Annotated in this window: 15 protein-coding genes; 9 read left to right on the top strand and 6 right to left on the bottom strand. The window is 34.8% G+C overall.

Annotated features, from left to right (window positions below):
* The first annotated feature begins 10 nt into the window (after positions 1–10).
* The 7 genes from HAV12_RS04390 (at position 11) to HAV12_RS04420 (ending at position 8,826) form a co-directional block, all read left to right on the top strand.
* Positions 11–1,390, top strand: a complete 1,380-nt coding sequence (locus HAV12_RS04390; RefSeq protein ID WP_171568646.1) for a UDP-glycosyltransferase — start codon at positions 11–13, stop codon at positions 1,388–1,390.
* A gap of 1 nt (position 1,391) precedes the next feature.
* Positions 1,392–2,528, top strand: coding sequence for a glycosyltransferase family 4 protein (locus HAV12_RS04395; protein WP_171568647.1), 1,137 nt, complete (start codon positions 1,392–1,394; stop codon positions 2,526–2,528).
* 98 nt (positions 2,529–2,626) lie between these two features.
* Complete coding sequence (locus tag HAV12_RS04400) at positions 2,627–3,730, top strand: glycosyltransferase family 4 protein (protein WP_171568648.1); 1,104 nt, start codon at positions 2,627–2,629, stop codon at positions 3,728–3,730.
* Positions 3,731–3,799: 69 nt separating this feature from the next.
* Positions 3,800–4,918 (top strand): glycosyltransferase, encoded by a 1,119-nt coding sequence (locus HAV12_RS04405; protein ID WP_171568649.1) that lies wholly within the window; start codon positions 3,800–3,802, stop codon positions 4,916–4,918.
* On the top strand, positions 4,915–6,021 hold the full coding sequence (locus tag HAV12_RS04410) for a glycosyltransferase (RefSeq protein ID WP_171568650.1): 1,107 nt from the start codon (positions 4,915–4,917) through the stop codon (positions 6,019–6,021). The genes HAV12_RS04405 and HAV12_RS04410 overlap by 4 nt, the downstream gene beginning before the upstream one ends.
* On the top strand, positions 6,021–7,370 hold the full coding sequence (locus tag HAV12_RS04415) for an O-antigen ligase (protein WP_171568651.1): 1,350 nt from the start codon (positions 6,021–6,023) through the stop codon (positions 7,368–7,370). The genes HAV12_RS04410 and HAV12_RS04415 overlap by 1 nt, the downstream gene beginning before the upstream one ends.
* A 61-nt stretch (positions 7,371–7,431) precedes the next feature.
* Positions 7,432–8,826, top strand: coding sequence for a sugar transferase (locus HAV12_RS04420; protein WP_171568652.1), 1,395 nt, complete (start codon positions 7,432–7,434; stop codon positions 8,824–8,826).
* Between the two features lies 1 nt (position 8,827).
* Here the strand turns inward: HAV12_RS04420 and HAV12_RS04425 are convergent, their stop codons facing one another.
* Together HAV12_RS04425 and HAV12_RS04430 are read right to left on the bottom strand one after the other, a co-directional pair.
* The gene (locus HAV12_RS04425; RefSeq protein ID WP_171568653.1) at positions 8,828–9,964 is read right to left on the bottom strand and encodes a DUF4105 domain-containing protein; all 1,137 of its coding nucleotides are present in this window, start codon (positions 9,962–9,964) and stop codon (positions 8,828–8,830) included.
* Between the two features lie 37 nt (positions 9,965–10,001).
* Positions 10,002–10,985, bottom strand: a complete 984-nt coding sequence (locus HAV12_RS04430) for a PorV/PorQ family protein (RefSeq protein WP_171571626.1) — start codon at positions 10,983–10,985, stop codon at positions 10,002–10,004.
* Positions 10,986–11,260: 275 nt separating this feature from the next.
* Here HAV12_RS04430 and HAV12_RS04435 point away from each other — a divergent pair, with 275 nt between their 5' ends.
* The gene (locus HAV12_RS04435) at positions 11,261–11,971 is read left to right on the top strand and encodes a phosphatidylcholine/phosphatidylserine synthase (RefSeq protein WP_171568654.1); all 711 of its coding nucleotides are present in this window, start codon (positions 11,261–11,263) and stop codon (positions 11,969–11,971) included.
* A gap of 11 nt (positions 11,972–11,982) precedes the next feature.
* Positions 11,983–12,840 (top strand): glycoside hydrolase family 25 protein, encoded by an 858-nt coding sequence (locus HAV12_RS04440; RefSeq protein WP_171568655.1) that lies wholly within the window; start codon positions 11,983–11,985, stop codon positions 12,838–12,840.
* Between the two features lie 61 nt (positions 12,841–12,901).
* Here the strand turns inward: HAV12_RS04440 and lptB are convergent, their stop codons facing one another.
* The 4 genes from lptB to HAV12_RS04460 all read right to left on the bottom strand — a co-directional run bounded on the left by lptB (position 12,902) and on the right by HAV12_RS04460 (position 15,936).
* Positions 12,902–13,642, bottom strand: coding sequence for an LPS export ABC transporter ATP-binding protein (gene lptB / locus HAV12_RS04445; protein ID WP_132036427.1), 741 nt, complete (start codon positions 13,640–13,642; stop codon positions 12,902–12,904).
* Between the two features lie 167 nt (positions 13,643–13,809).
* Positions 13,810–14,163 carry a carboxymuconolactone decarboxylase family protein gene (locus HAV12_RS04450; RefSeq protein ID WP_132036428.1) on the bottom strand — a complete coding sequence of 118 codons (354 nt, stop codon included), beginning with the start codon at positions 14,161–14,163 and terminating at the stop codon, positions 13,810–13,812.
* A complete protein-coding gene (tatC, locus tag HAV12_RS04455) occupies positions 14,156–14,971 on the bottom strand; it encodes a twin-arginine translocase subunit TatC (RefSeq protein ID WP_171568656.1) in 816 nt (271 codons plus the stop codon). The genes HAV12_RS04450 and tatC overlap by 8 nt, the downstream gene beginning before the upstream one ends.
* On the bottom strand, positions 14,971–15,936 hold the full coding sequence (locus HAV12_RS04460) for an SIS domain-containing protein (protein WP_162304649.1): 966 nt from the start codon (positions 15,934–15,936) through the stop codon (positions 14,971–14,973). The genes tatC and HAV12_RS04460 overlap by 1 nt, the downstream gene beginning before the upstream one ends.
* Between the last annotated feature and the right edge of the window lie 68 nt (positions 15,937–16,004).

The following is a 16,004-nucleotide window of genomic DNA, read 5'->3' on the forward strand; positions in this document are numbered from 1 at the left end:
AAATTTTTGAATGGAGAAAGATAAAATTTTATTGCTCTTTCCAGATGGAGTCGGAATTAGAAACTATCTGTATTCTACTGTTTTTAAAGACATGGAGGAGGATTTGGTGCTGTTTCATAATTTTGATCCGGAGACTGTAAATGCGATCAAAACTAATGTGGCCATTGATGATGAAATTACGATTCCTGCTTACAAAGAATCAGTAAAGGAGAAATTTTTAAGAGAATTGATTTGTCTTTCGAGGCTGTATTACAATACTCAAAAAGTAAAAAACCCCTCGTTGCTGACCAATTGGAACTGGAGCCAAAAGACATTTTCAAAAAAGTTTTTTTATAAATTAATGGAGACAACAGCTCCGTTTTTCAGGAAATATTCGACTATTTTAAAATTAGAAGAAAAATACCAGAAAGCAATTCGTCAGAATCCTTTTTATGATGAGGTAAAAGAAATTTTAGAAAAAGTAAAACCCAAGGTTGTTTTCTGCTCCCATCAGCGGGCCTTAAAAGTAGCAGGCATATTTGCAGTTGCGGCTGATTTGGGAATAAAAACGGCAACAGTGATTTATTCCTGGGATAATTTACCCAAAGCCCGAATGGCTTTACGGGCAGATCATTATTTGGTCTGGTCGGATTATATGAAAAAGGAACTGGAACTGTATTATCCCGAAATCCCATCGGAAAACATTCATATTACAGGAACTTCCCAGTTCGAGTTTTATGAAGATGAAAAAAACATCATCAACAAAGAAACGTTTTTTAAGACATACAACTTAGACCTGAATAAAAAGATAATTTGTTTCTCCGGTGACGATACTAAAACCTCTCCCGATGATCCCGCTTATCTGAATGATATGGCTGAAGAACTGACAAAAGCCAATCTGCAGGACGAGTATCAAATTTTGTTTAGAAGATGTCCGGTAGATTTTTCGGGCAGATACGAATCGGTTATCAATAAGTATTCAGATCTTATAAAAGAAGCCGCCCCTTTGTGGTATTTTAATACGGCAAACGAATGGAACACGGTTTATCCGTCAATTGAAGATGTGAAATTGCTGATCAGCACCGCTTTTTATTCGGACATCGTTGTAAATGTTGGTTCTACCATGGCCTTTGACTTTGCCATGTTTAATAAACCTTGCGTTTTTATCAATTACGATCAGCCAGTCAAAAATATAAAAGAATGGTCCGTGAAAACCATTTATCAATTTCAGCATTTTAAAAGCATGCCTGATAAAGAGGTAGTTATCTGGCTGAACCACAAACATGAAATTGTCGAAAAGCTAACGCTTCAAAAGAATTGCAGCACAGCGATGATGGAATGGAAGAAGATTGTACTGGAAGATTATAAAAATGCCTCGATGAAAATAAGGGAAACTATTAAAGCCAATTAAAATGCATATTTGCTTCTTAACAAATGAATATCCGAAAGAAGGGTTTCCTCATGGCGGAATAGGAAGTTTTGTGAAGACTTTAGCTGTGGCACTGGTTAAAAAAGGCATTCAGGTTTCTGTAATTGGTATCAATTATACTTTAAATGATGAGACAGAAACGGTAGATGGCGTTCGTATTTATCGTTTGAAACGAAGCAATGTAAAAATGATTTCCTGGTATTTTAATTTTAAGGCTATTAATAAAAAGATAAAGGAAATTCATAAAGACTATCCTATCACTATTGTTGAAGCTTCTGAGCTGGGTCTTGCATTTATTAAAAAAATAAAAAATATTAAATACATCATCAGACTTCATGGAGGCCATCATTTTTTTGCTGAAAGCGAAAACAGGAAAGTCAATAAATGGAAAGGATTTCAGGAAAAACGATCTTTTAAAAACAGCGATGCTTTTATTGCCATCTCCCAATATGTAAAAAGCCACACTGAAAAGTATTTAAGTTATAATGACAAACCGGTGAGTTACATTTATAATCCAATAAATACAGCATTATTTCAGCCAATTATAAAAGAGATTCCTGCCTCTAAAATTGTTTTTGTAGGCACTGTGTGCGAAAAGAAAGGAATTCGACAGTTAATACAGGCCTTTCCATTAGTTAAAAAAGAATATCCGGACGCAACTTTAGAAATATACGGAAGAGACTGGTTTTTTCCCGACGGCACTTCTTACACACAGTTGCTTAAGGAAAAAGAGTTACCCCGGTTAGCAGAAATCGCAAGTCATATTCATTTTCACGGATCTGTTCCGTATACTGAAATTCCGAACGTATATGCAGGTGCTTCTGTATGTGTGTTTCCCTCTCATATGGAAACCCAGGGTTTGGTCGCCCCGGAAGCAATGGCGATGGAAAAAGCGGTTGTTTTTACCCAATTAGGCCCGGGACCTGAAACAATAGAGAATTATAAAACAGGATTGTTATGTGATCCGCATAGCCCTGCAGATATAGCCGAAAAGATTATCTGGATTTTTGCAAACAGGGAAAAAGTAATAGAAATGGGGAAAACGGCGAGGCAGGTCGTACTTGAAAAATACGGTTTAGAGAATATTGTTTTTCAAAATATTGATTTTTATAACATGTAAATCCTTTTGAATTCATAGATTTAAAAAAGTCCTCATTCCAAAAGGTTCGTACCAAATTAAAAATAATTTTAAAATGGAAAATTTAGTTAAGAAATAAAATGAAAACAATTTTAATAGCACATAATTATACCGAAAGTTCATTCGCTTTTATGAGTTATTCCTTAGCTCGCCATCTGGCAGGTCAGGGCAATAAAGTTGTATTTATTTCGCACAAGCCATTTTTCAGTGAACCGTTTAAAGAAACTATAGAAAAAGGAGAATTGTCTGTTTATTCGTGGCCAACAGAAAACAGGCCGGTGAAATTTAAGGATGCACTTTGGTTTGCCGGACTCTATCTCAGATACAAACCAACTGTCGTGATCAGTCATTTTGTAAATGTGAATATAACCACAATAGTATCAAAAGTACTTTCGTTTGGGAAGGTCAAAACATTCCCGTACTATCACACCTTGTCAAATCAGATTCAGCAGGATGTTTCGAGTTCAGCCTTAAAAAGAAATTTTAAAAAATACAGAAAGAAACTCCTTTATAAATGGTTTGCAGATCACGTAATCTGTCCTTCAGATTTAGCTAAAGAAGATCTGGAACGCTATTTTGATTGTTCTAAAGGGATAAAGGTAGTAAATCCGATGAAAGACAGGTTTGAGATAAAAAGTGCTCTAAATTCAGCTGCTATTGTAGTCTCTTATTTAGGACGACTGGAACCTTCAAAAGGGGTTATTGATTTGATTAATGCTTTTTTACAATATAAAAATAAGTTTCAGGCGTCAAAAATTATTTTGAATATTGCCGGTAGTGGCAGTCAAAACGATCAAATTGAGGAATTAATTGGTACTAATCCCAATATCAATTTTGTAGGGGCGTTGTCATACGATAAAATTGATGCCTATTTAAATCAGAGTCATTACACGGTTATACCATCTAAATTTGATAATTTACCCACAGTTGGTTTAGAATCAATGATGAATCAGACCCCTTTATTGATTTCAAATGCTACAGGACTTTCTACGGAATTACAAGACGGGTTGGATTGTTTTCAGTTTACGCCGACTATAGCCGAAATGGTGCTGCTTTTTGAAAGGGTAGAAAATAGTTTTGAGAATCAATATGAGATGGGAATTAACGCAAGAAAGACCTTTACAGAAAAATTCGGAATCGATAGCTATAGGGCAAAAATGAAAAAAATAATCGGAAGTAATTAAGAAAACCAGACGCATTCAGAATAGTATTTAAAAAATCGTTTCGATCCACCGAAAAAAAGCATTAAACCTATGAACTTTACGATCATCACTCATGTTCTGCATAAAAAAGAGCATTCTCATTTAATGGGTTACGGCCCTTATGTATGGGAGATGAATATCTGGTTTAAATATGTAGATACCGTTACCATTGTTGCTCCTTTGCTTAAAAATAAAGTCGATAAAATTGACTTGCCTTACCAACATTCAAAGATTGATTTTCAGGAAGTTCCTGCTTTGGCATTAACTACACCTCTTGGTGTTTTAAAAAGCCTTCTTTATTTACCTTTGGTATCGTGGAGAATTTTTAAGGCAATGCAGGCTGCTGACCACATTCATCTGCGCTGCCCGGGGAATATCGGTTTGTTAGGCTGCCTGGTGCAGATTTTATTTCCAAATAAAATAAAAACAGCCAAATATGCAGGCAATTGGGATTCAAAAAGCCAACAGCCGTGGGCCTATCGTTTGCAGAAATATATTTTAAACAATACTTTTTTAACCAAAAATATGCAGGTTTTGGTATATGGTGACTGGGAAAACCAATCTAAAAATATAAAACCATTTTTTACAGCAACCTATTCAGAATCTGAGAAAGAAAACATTGAAAAACCGGGATTCGATCCCGTTATAGAATTGATTTTCGTCGGAAGTTTAGTTAAAGGTAAAAATCCATTATATGCCATTCAGTTAGCCGAACACTTAACTAAAAAAGGGAAAAAAGCCGTTTTAAATTTATATGGAGAAGGAGCTGAAAGAGAAGTTTTACTTCAATACATTAAAGAAAACCAATTAGAACAGTCTGTTTTATTGCATGGAAATCAAAACCAGGAAGTTGTAAAAAAAGCATATAAAAAAAGCCATTTTGTAGTCCTGCCATCCAAAAGTGAAGGCTGGCCGAAAGCAATAGCCGAAGGAATGTTCTGGGGATGTGTTCCTCTGGCTACCAAAGTTTCCTGTGTGCCTTTTATGCTGGATTACGGAAACAGAGGTGTCCTGCTGGATATGAATTTAGAAAAAGATATAGTTCAACTGGACAAAATACTCCAAAATGAAAATGATTTCTTTTCCAAAAGCAGGCAGTCAATAGAATGGTCGCAGAATTACACGACAGATGTTTTTGAAACGGAAATTAAAAAGTTATTAGCAAAATGAGAATTGTACAGCTTATTGATTCCTTAGAAACAGGCGGAGCAGAGAGAATGGCGGTGAATTATGCGAATGCTTTAGCTAAAAAATATACTTTTTCGGGATTAATTGCAACCCGAAAAGAAGGGTTGCTTTTAGGCCAGATTGATGAACAAGTGTCTTATCTTTTTCTAAAGAAAAAAAAGAGCATTGATCTAAATGCTATTTTTAAATTGAGAAAGTACCTGAAGAAAAACAAAATTGACATTATCCACGCGCATAGTTCTTCTTTTTTTAGTGCCGTTTTAGTAAAATTAACCCTTCCCGGAGTAAAAATCATCTGGCACGATCATTATGGAATTTCTCAGGACTTAACGTTAAGAAAGAACATAAGCCTGAAATTGGGGTCACTTTTTTTTAAAGGCATTATTTCAGTAAATACAGCATTACAAAATTGGGCAGCTTCTTATTTGTTCTGTTCCAATATAATCTACCTCCCGAATTTTATAGAGCAATCAGTACATTTAAATGAAAAATTAGCTTTATTTGGATCGGAAGGAAAGAGAATAATTTGTGTAGCGAACTTACGTCCCCAGAAAAATCATGTATTACTGCTAAAGACAGCCAGCTTAATCAGAGATAAATTTCAGGATTGGAGTTTTCATTTGTTTGGCAAAGATTTTAAGGACTCTTATGCTGAGCAATTAAATGAGATGGTCGTGGAATTGAAACTTCAGGATACCGTTTTTTTTTATGGCGCGGTAAAAAATGTGGGCAGTGCTCTGGAACAATGTGATATTGCGGTTCTGCCGTCTTTTTCAGAAGGTCTTCCTTTGGCAGTTTTGGAATATGGTTTGTACAAACTGCATGTTGTGGCAACAAATGTGGGAGAAATTTCAAAAGTAATTACTTCCGAAAAAGAAGGAAAAATTATTGAATCAAATAATAGCAGTCAATTTATCGAAGCGATTCAAATCCTGATAGAACAAGAGGAATTAAGAAAGGAAATGGGATTGAATCTGAATAAAAAAATCCTGTTGGATTATAGTGAAGAAACTATATTGAAAAAATATGTGTTTTGGTTGCAATCTTCACCTAATTTTGTTCTCCGGAAACCAATTAAGAAATAATGAAAAATCTAAAACAGCCCTATATATATCTTCTCATCATACATGTTGTAATTGGCTTGTTGGTTTTTGTGGTGCCTTTTATTTCAAAAATATATACGTTATCGATTTTTGTTTTTGGACTTCTGTACGTAATAAAAAATAAAAATAGAAATAATGAAGTGCTGATAATGTCGGCCTATGTTATTACTGCAGAGGTACTTTTGAGGATGACCAATGGCGCAATTCTAAATGAATTTGGTAAGTATGCTGTTATGATTTTTATGTTTACAGGTATTGTTTATTCCGGGTTTTCGAACAGGGCCTTTATCTATTGGATATTTTTTATATTACTTATTCCAAGCGTAATTTTATCTGTTTTTTCTCTAAACATTGATACTGATATCAGAAAAGCGATTGTCTTTAATATTTCAGGTCCGGTTTGTCTGGGGATTTCTGCTATTTATTGTTATGAAAGAAAAATAACTTTCGAGAGACTAAAATCGGTTGTAACGGCCTTAGCGCTGCCCTTAGTTTCTATTGTGGTTTATCTCTTTTTGTATTCACCAAGTGTAAAGGATGTTGTTAGGGGAACGGATTCTAATTTTGCCACTTCAGGAGGATTCGGACCCAATCAGGTCTCGACTATTCTGGGATTGGGAATTTTTATCTTTTTTGCACAAATGTTATTAAACTCCAAAAATAAATTCCTCCTCATGGTTAATGGTTTCCTTGTTCTCGTATTTGCTTTTCGGGGAATTGTTACATTTTCAAGAGGTGGTGTGATGACAGGTGTGTTAATGATCATTTTGCTTTTAATCGTATTGTATAATCAGGGAAATTCTAAGGCCAGATCTAAAGTTGGATTTATAATTATTCTCACCTTCGTGGCAGGAATAGGGGTTTGGGGATATTCTTCGATACAAACCAGCGGACTGATCAATAAAAGATACGCCAATCAGGATGCCTTGGGACGAGACAAAAAAAGTAAATTATCCGGTAGGGAAGTACTTATTGCTTCTGAATTTCAAATGTTTTTAGACAATCCAATCTTAGGAGTGGGCGTTGGGAGAAATAAAGAAATCAGAGAAGAAGAAACAGGAATCGAAGCTGCGTCTCATAACGAGATCACAAGAATGATGGCTGAACACGGAACTTTGGGTATAATCGATCTGATGATTCTGTTATTTACTCCTTTATTGTTATTTGTGAATAACCGCCAAAATATATTTGCCCTCTCTTTTTTGGCTTTTTGGCTGTTGACGATTAATCATGCAGCGATGAGACTGGCTGCTCCTGCATTTATTTATGCTTTGGCACTTCTTTCAGTCCAAATTAATATTCCCGAAAAACCTGAAAATTCACTTGATTAAATCCTTTTTTTTATAATACATTTGCTTCGAGTTAATTACCCCAAATTAAACCGTAGAACTAATGTTTTTAAATAAAAAAATTCATTTCGAGATATCGGAACGGAAAGTACTGCTTCATATATTAGATGCAGTATTTGTCTTAGGAACACTCTTTTTACTGAGTGTAACTACTGATTTTAAATACTTTATATTTTCAAGTGCCAATTATTATTGGGAGATTGTATTGATTTTCTACCTATACATGTTCGGATCCATTTTCGAAATGTATAATTTACAGGTGGCCAGCAATCAGTTTCAAATTCTTAAAAGCACCATCTTTACCGTAAGCACAACCGTAATTTTTTATCTGCTGACGCCGGTTTTATCACCCGAATTGCCCAAACACAGAATCGCAATTGTTATATTTTATTTTGCTGTTCTTTTTTCACTATTACTCTGGCGATATCTGTATGTCTATTTCTTAGCTTCTCACCGATTTATCCAGAACGTGGTTTTAATATGCGATCAGGACCAGGTTGAAGAATTGGTTTTAGGACTTGAAAATGTAGATCCGCATTATAAAATAGCGGGCTTTGTAAACTCTGACTCCATTTCTAATGAAAATCTTGATTTTCATTATGTAAAAGAAATCAAAAAGGAAGATCTGGAAGTTTTCGTTTCAAAAAATAACATTTCGGAAATTGTAATTGCTTCTCAGAATACTGATGGAATTACAACAGATTTGTATCAGAAACTATTACATTTATTAGAATCCGGAAACGTAATCAGGGAATATACACAAGTTTACGAAAGTAAAACACAACGCATTCCGGTACACTATATTTCAAGGGATTTTTATCGGTTTTTCCCTTTTAGCCGAAGCAATAATAATAAATTATACCTGTTTTTAGTTCGTTTTATTGAATTCTTGTTTTCATTCATTGGCTTAATAATCTGCTTTGCCCTTATTTCTTTTATTTTTATTGGAAATGCTATCGGGAATAAAGGAAGCCTGTTTTACACCCAGGATAGAGTCGGCAAAAACGGAGTTGTTTTTAAAATCTATAAGTTTAGAACAATGGTTGAAAATTCGGAAGCTGACGGAGTTGTTTTTGCAACTTCAAATGATAAACGAATTACTCCGTTTGGAAAATTTATGCGTAAATCCAGAATAGATGAATTACCTCAATTCTTTAATGTTATTATTGGAGATATGGCTGTAATTGGCCCAAGGCCGGAGCGTCCTTTCTTTGTTGAGGAAATTGCGCAAAGAATGCCTTTTTATGAAACAAGACACGTGATAAAGCCAGGTCTAACAGGCTGGGCGCAAGTCAATTATTCTTATGGTGAATCTATAGAAGAAAGCCTGATAAAACTGCAGTATGATTTGTATTACATCAAGCACAGAAGTATTTTTCTGGACGTGAGTATTACTTTTAAAACGATCACAACAATTGTATTCTATCGCGGACAATAATTTAAATAATAATCGGAATACGTTTTTTGTTTCGAATCGCTACTCGTACGAGAACAAAACCACTCGTGATTATCATTGGCAGGACAATTAAAAAGTGTGCCTTATTAATCATGAAAACGGCATAAACGACCAGGAAAATTAAATGTAAAACAGCAAATCGATACGTCCATCTTTTGTTTTTGGCGATGGAAAGAAAAATCAGGATCAGTAAAAAAGGACTGAATAAAAGCGTGTTGTAATTCATCGACAGTTCCAGGTGAAGAGAATAAAATCCGACAATAATAAAAAATATTCCTATTAGGGACAGAATCAAAAGATAGATTTTATCTACTATTTTATTATGTGCTAAAACAACAAAGCCCAGGATAAAAAGATACGTGTACACATTATTCCACCAGGAGGAGGGCATTTCTTTTTCGAAACTTAAAAGAGTTTTACTGGTGCTTACAAATGGCTGATTTTGGAAAGTAGTTTTTTCCAAACTGTTCTTTAACTCAAAAGGTAAGAATATTTTTGTTCCTAATTGATCCACTTTTGTTCCGAAAATAATACTCGTCCCTAATTTTTCATAAAAATGCCCGTCAAAGTAAGGATATAAAATCGATCTGTAAGTGATGTCCGTGTTTCCTTTCTTTACCAGTATATTCTGGCCTAAAGAGGCATTGATGATATCTACTACCATCGAGGTACAGTTCTTGTCAATAAATTTATAAGTGTAATAACGATCTTCAGAAAACAGGGTGGAGTTTAATTTATCAAAAAGAATTTGTTTTAAATCAGGAGAAATAAGCAATTCCTGCTCATAAACACTTCTTCTTTCGGAAGTATAATCACTTAGAAATTCAGTAAACGGGCGCGCACTTACAAAATATTGTAAGTCCCCTTTTGCAAACTTTGCAACGAAATTAGGCGTCCTGAAATCAAAATTCCCATAATTATAAACAACATCAATGTTATTTACCGGATCTGCTACGCGAATAGCAGTATGTCCAAAATACGAATAGCTTTCGTTGCCCAGACCACACGTAATAACGCTTATTTTTGCTTCTTTGGATAAGGGTAAGTTTTGGCTGAAACCACTATTAAAACTTAATAACAATAAAGTAAAAAATATTATTCTGAAAATTACTTTTTTCATGATTTAAAATTTTAAGAAGTCCAATGGTCTATAATTATTATCTAAAGATACCTAAATCTACTTTTAATGAAAAAATATTGGAGTACAAAGCAGTACTTTGATTGCCCAAATCGGTTAAGGCATAATCTACCTGAATGCCTTTGTATTTGAAACCCAAACCAATATTGGGTTGAAAATTTATTTTTTCAGTGTTGTCTAATTGAGTCACATTCTGAAAATTCCCTGCTCCCGCTCTTAAAAATACCAAGTCAGTATAGCCAAATTCAAAACCCACTGCAGGATCTATACTCACCACTTTAGATGAAATAATATCGTTCGCCTGTTCAAAACGCATGTTTAGGTTTGTGGCCACCAAAAGGCTGTAATCATTATGGAATTCAATTTTTCTCGATACGCCTAACTGTGCTTTTGGTAAAGTGATCTCGGTACTTTCCGGTAATTCATTATTTTCTCCCGGAATAGCATTGGATATTTTTTTATATTCCTCCTCATCAATATTCCAGACATTATAAGTGGTTGTAATATCGCGGAGCATCAAACCAAATTTCCAGTCGTTTTTTTCGAATTGAAGTCCAAAATCAAAACCAAATCCCCAGGAATTGGCAAACTTTCCAATGATACGACGAATCACTTTTGCATTTACACCATATTGAAACCCTTCTACTGGTAATTTTCTGGCGTATGAAAAGGTAAAGCCATAATCAGCAGTTGAAAAAAGACTAATTCGGTTGTAATCAATATTTCCCTGATTGTCGATTAGTTCGGTGGTATCTAAAATATCATCCACGCCAAAACGAATCATCGAAATTCCCCAGGCACTTCTGTCATCAATCGGACTTGCATATCCTATGTAATCATACTGCGCGATGTTGGCAAAATAATTAGCGTGCATCAGCGAAATCTGATGATCTTCAAGATGCGTCAGGCCGGCAGGATTCCAATAAACGGAATTTACATCATTTGTCGAGGCAACAACGGCGCTGGACATTCCGAGGGCAGCAGCATCAACACCAATATTCATAAACTCATTCGAATATTTTCGAACAGTCTGCGCATATTGTGCGGTACAACTCCATAATAATAAAAGCGCGAAAAGTTTCTTCAACGGATATTTTTTTGTAAACCGGAGTCTGTTTTAATTTTTACCAAAAATATAATATTTTACGCATCTAAATTTATTGATTTTGATAAATATTGCGAAAGTCAGAATTTTGGATAAAAAACTCCTTAAAAAAGATATTTTAGATTCACTTATTGTGCTAAATTTGTTGCTCACGATTATCAAAATTTATAAAAATGAATATTAAAAAACACATTCCTAATTTAATTACATTAATCAATCTTTTTTGTGGTTGCATAGCAGTTGTTTATGTTTCTGAAGCCAATTATTTAATGGCTTTTTACATGGTTTGTCTGGGTATATTTTTTGATTTTTTTGATGGATTTTTTGCCAGATTGTTTAAAGTTTCCAGTCCCCTTGGGCTGCAATTAGACTCTTTGGCTGATATGGTGACCAGTGGGGTAGTACCGGGTTATGTTATGTTCAGTTTATTTTCTAACAGCGGACACGAATTGGGTACAAATGCCTTCATTCCGTTTTTAGGATTCATTGTTACCCTGGGTTCCTGCTACAGACTGGCTAATTTTAATATCGATACACGTCAGACAGATTCTTTTATTGGTTTGCCAACACCGGCAAATGCTTTGTTTATTTTAAGCCTGCCTTTGGTTATAGAATTTTCTGATTCACTAATGGTACTTGAAATTTTAACAAACCAGTGGGTTCTGCTTCTTATTACATTGGTTAGTGCTTATATCCTAAATGCTGAAATTCCTTTATTTTCGTTAAAAATTAAGAAGTTTAATTTTAAGGATAATGCATTACAAATGTCATTTTTACTGATTTCTTTGATTTTGTTAGTATGGCTTCATTACATCGCAGTTCCTGTTATCATTGCTTTTTATGTGTTATTGTCGGTAGTAAATAATAAGTTCTTGAAAAAATAGTTTTTTGTTGAATGAAAAGAAAACCTGTTACAAGAAAACAAAATTATAATCGAAAAACGAGCTCTGGCTTCTCGATTGGTAAATTTTTTCGATACCTTACTCTGATTGTTTTTATTGGCCTTTTCCTCGGAGGTGTTTATCATTATCGCAGAGGATTAGCCTATTACTTAGGTTTTAAAACCGAAAAACTTTCCGAAAAAGAAATAGAAGACAAGCGACTTTCCGATGTGCGAAATTTTCAGGTTCTCGCGAAACATGAGGGAAAATCTATCGGTTTGGATGTATCCGAATATCAGGGAAAAATCAGCTGGTCGTATGTAGATACTTTAGAGCAGAAATATCCAATAGATTTTGTGTTTATCAGAGCAACCGTGGGCAGGGACAGAAAAGATTTTCAGTTTAAGCGAAACTGGATGGGTGCCAAAGAAAATAAAATGATTCGTGGCGCTTATCATTATTACCGTCCAAATGAAAATTCTATCGAACAGGCCGATCTTTTTATTAAAACAGTAAAATTGGAAAAAGGCGATTTGCCGCCAGTTCTGGATATCGAAAGATTACCAAAAAATCAATCGCTGGACAGTCTTAAGAAAGGATTGAAACGCTGGTTGCTGAAAGTAGAAAATCATTATAAAGTACGTCCGATAATCTATACAGGAGAAAGATATTATGCTGATTTCCTGAAAGATGAATTTGGAGAATATTTGTTTTGGATTGCCAACTATAATTTCTACAGAGAAAAAATCGAAGACGACTGGCTATTCTGGCAGTTTACAGAAAAAGCAACAGTACCCGGAATTGAGCATACAGTCGATGTAAATATTTACAACGGAGATTTACAGCAATTGCAGTTTATAACCGTTGATTGAGTTTTCAGTATTCAGTCTGTTAACGGAGACTGAATACTGAGACTGAAACCTGTGACTTATTTTAGAACTCCAGTTTCTTCTTACGCAATTCGAAGTTTTGTCCAAGATAAACACGGCGAACCATTTCATCTTCAACCAGTTCTTCGGGAATTCCGGCTTTCAGGATTCCCCCTTCAAACATTAAGTAGGTTTTGTCCGTAATCGCTAAAGTTTCCTGTACGTTGTGATCGGTAATAAGAATTCCGATGTTTTTGTTTTTCAATTGTGCTACAATTCGCTGGATATCCTCGACAGCAACCGGGTCAACTCCTGCAAAAGGCTCGTCCAGTAAAATAAACTTTGGATCAGTAGCCAGTGCACGTGCAATTTCGGTACGACGGCGTTCTCCTCCCGAAAGTAAATCACCGCGGTTGGTGCGAATGTGTTCTAAGCTGAATTCTTCAATTAAACTTTCCATTTTTGCAATTTGCTCTTCTTTAGAAAGTTTGGTCAGTTGCAAAACGCTTAGAATATTATCTTCGATACTTAATTTTCTAAAAACAGAAGCTTCCTGTGCCAGATAACCAATTCCCTGTTGCGCACGTTTGTACATAGGATAATCGGTAATATTTAAATCATCGAGAAAAATATTCCCCTGATTTGGTTTTACCAATCCTACAATCATGTAAAATGAAGTCGTTTTTCCGGCACCGTTCGGGCCTAGTAGACCAACGATTTCTCCCTGGTTTACTTCAACGGAAATTCCTTTTACAACACTTCGGCCTTTGTAGGTTTTGATTAAATTATCGGCTCTTAATTTCATTTGTTCAATTAGATAATTAGGTAATTTGATAATGAGATAATTGAAAAATTAGCTCAATTTAATTTATAAGTAAATTAGGAGAGACAAATTAAAAGTAAAATAATGAATCAATTAAGTAAATTAACATTTTGAGTTGAAATTATCTAATTGACTAATTATCTAATTTTCTAATTAGCAGCAGCTTCTTCTAAAGCTTCCCAGAATTCATACGCTCTGCGTAAATGCGGAATTACAATTGTTCCTCCAACCAAAGTTGCGATTCCCATTGCTTCCATCATTTCTTCTTTTGTAACGCCTTCTTTATGGCTGGTCTCTAAATGGTATTTTACGCAGTCGTCACAACGCAAAACAGCCGATGCCACTAATCCTAAAAGCTCCTTTGTTTTTACATCAAGAGCTCCCGGTGCATAAGCGTTAGTGTCAAGATTGAAGATTCTCTTTACAATTTTATTATTGTCAGCTAGTAATTTTTCGTTCATTTTAGAACGATAGTCGTTAAATTCTTGAATGATATCAGACATTTTCTTTCATTTTATTTTTATAAACAATCCTTGAAATCAGGATACTCACCTCATAAATAATCAGCATAGGTATTGCTACAATCGTTTGGCTCACAACGTCCGGAGGGGTGACAATGGCGGCGATAATCAAAATGATGATTACAGCATATTTCCAATATTTCCTTAAGAAAACAGGTGTTACTAAACCTAGTTTCGTTAAGAAATAAATAATAATAGGCAATTCGAAAAACAATCCGCTGGCCAGAACACTGGTCTTCACCATTCCCATATAAGATTCCAGTGTAAATTGATTCTTTACTACATCACTCACGGAAAAAGTAGCAACGAAATTCACAGACATTGGTATTACGATATAATAACCGAATAAGACGCCTAAAAAGAAAAGTAGTGAAGAAGTGAAAATAAACACTTTGGCATTTTTTCTTTCTTTCTCATACAAAGCCGGGCTTATAAATTTCCAAAGTTCCCATAAGATATAAGGGAAACTCAAAATGAATCCGGCGAGAATACACATCCAGACAAAAATATTAACCTGTCCTTCCATTTCAGTATTCTGAATGATAAAATTCAATTCGGTAATACAAATGCTGTCGGCAAACCCCAGTTGATGTGATAAATCACAAAACCATACGTAGGTAAAAAAAGTAGGTCTTATAGGTCCTAAAATAATTTGATCAAATAAATAATCACTTATAAAATAAGTGACAAATGCCATGATGCAAATTGCAATTGTGCTTCTAACCAATAACCATCTTAATTCTTCAAGATGATCTAAAAACGACATTTCGTTTAGATTTTTCTTTGCCATTATACGATTCCCTCTTTTAATATGTCATGTAAATGTAAAACGCCTCTGTAGGTTCCGTTATCGGAAACAATCAATTGGGTTATCGAAAAATCTTCCAGAATGTTTAAGGCCTCTACTGCCATAGTATCAGAGGATACTAGTTTTGGGTTTTTAGTCATAATATCTCTAGCGGTTAAATCAGCAATTGTATCTCTGTCGTTCAACATTCTTCGGATATCCCCATCGGTAATAATGCCGATTATTTTATCGTTTTCTATTACGGCGGTTACACCTAATCTCTTTTCGGATATCTCAAATATAACTTTTTTAACTGATGTTTCAGGAGCAACCATCGGTTTTAACGAATGTTCAATCATATCTTTTACACGAAGCAATAGTTTTTTTCCCAAAGCCCCGCCAGGGTGATATACCGCAAAATCTTCCGGTTTGAAATCGCGCATTTCCATTAAGCAAACGGCAAGAGCATCTCCCATTACAAGCTGTGCCGTAGTACTGTTTGTTGGTGCTAAATTGATTGGGCACGCTTCCATGTCAACAGTAGTGTTTAAAACATAGTCAGAACCTTTTGCCAGAAATGAAGTTATGTTGCCGGTGATTGCAATTAAAGTATTTCCAAAACGTTTTAATAGCGGAACTAATACCTTTATTTCAGGGCTGTTTCCACTTTTGGAAATGCAGATTATAATATCTTCGCTTTGTATCATTCCCAAATCACCATGAATCGCTTCTGAGGCGTGTAAAAACATAGAAGGTGTCCCGGTTGAATTAAAAGTAGCGACCATTTTTTGCGCAATAATGGCGCTTTTTCCTATGCCGGTAACGATCAGTCGGCCTTTAGTTTCGTATATGCGTTGGGTTGCTTCGTAAAAATTTTCGTCCAAAAAATCAATTAGCTTTGTAATTGCTTCACTTTCAGAGAGTATTGTTTTTTTTGCTATGGCTAATATATTTTCTTTTGTGATCAAAACAGAATATTTAAAATTTGTATGTATAAAAGAAAGTTGTATCTTTATGTGTTGCAAATTTATACAAA

It is taken from the genome of Flavobacterium sp. CLA17 (genome assembly GCF_013112255.2).
Classification (GTDB): domain Bacteria; phylum Bacteroidota; class Bacteroidia; order Flavobacteriales; family Flavobacteriaceae; genus Flavobacterium; species Flavobacterium circumlabens.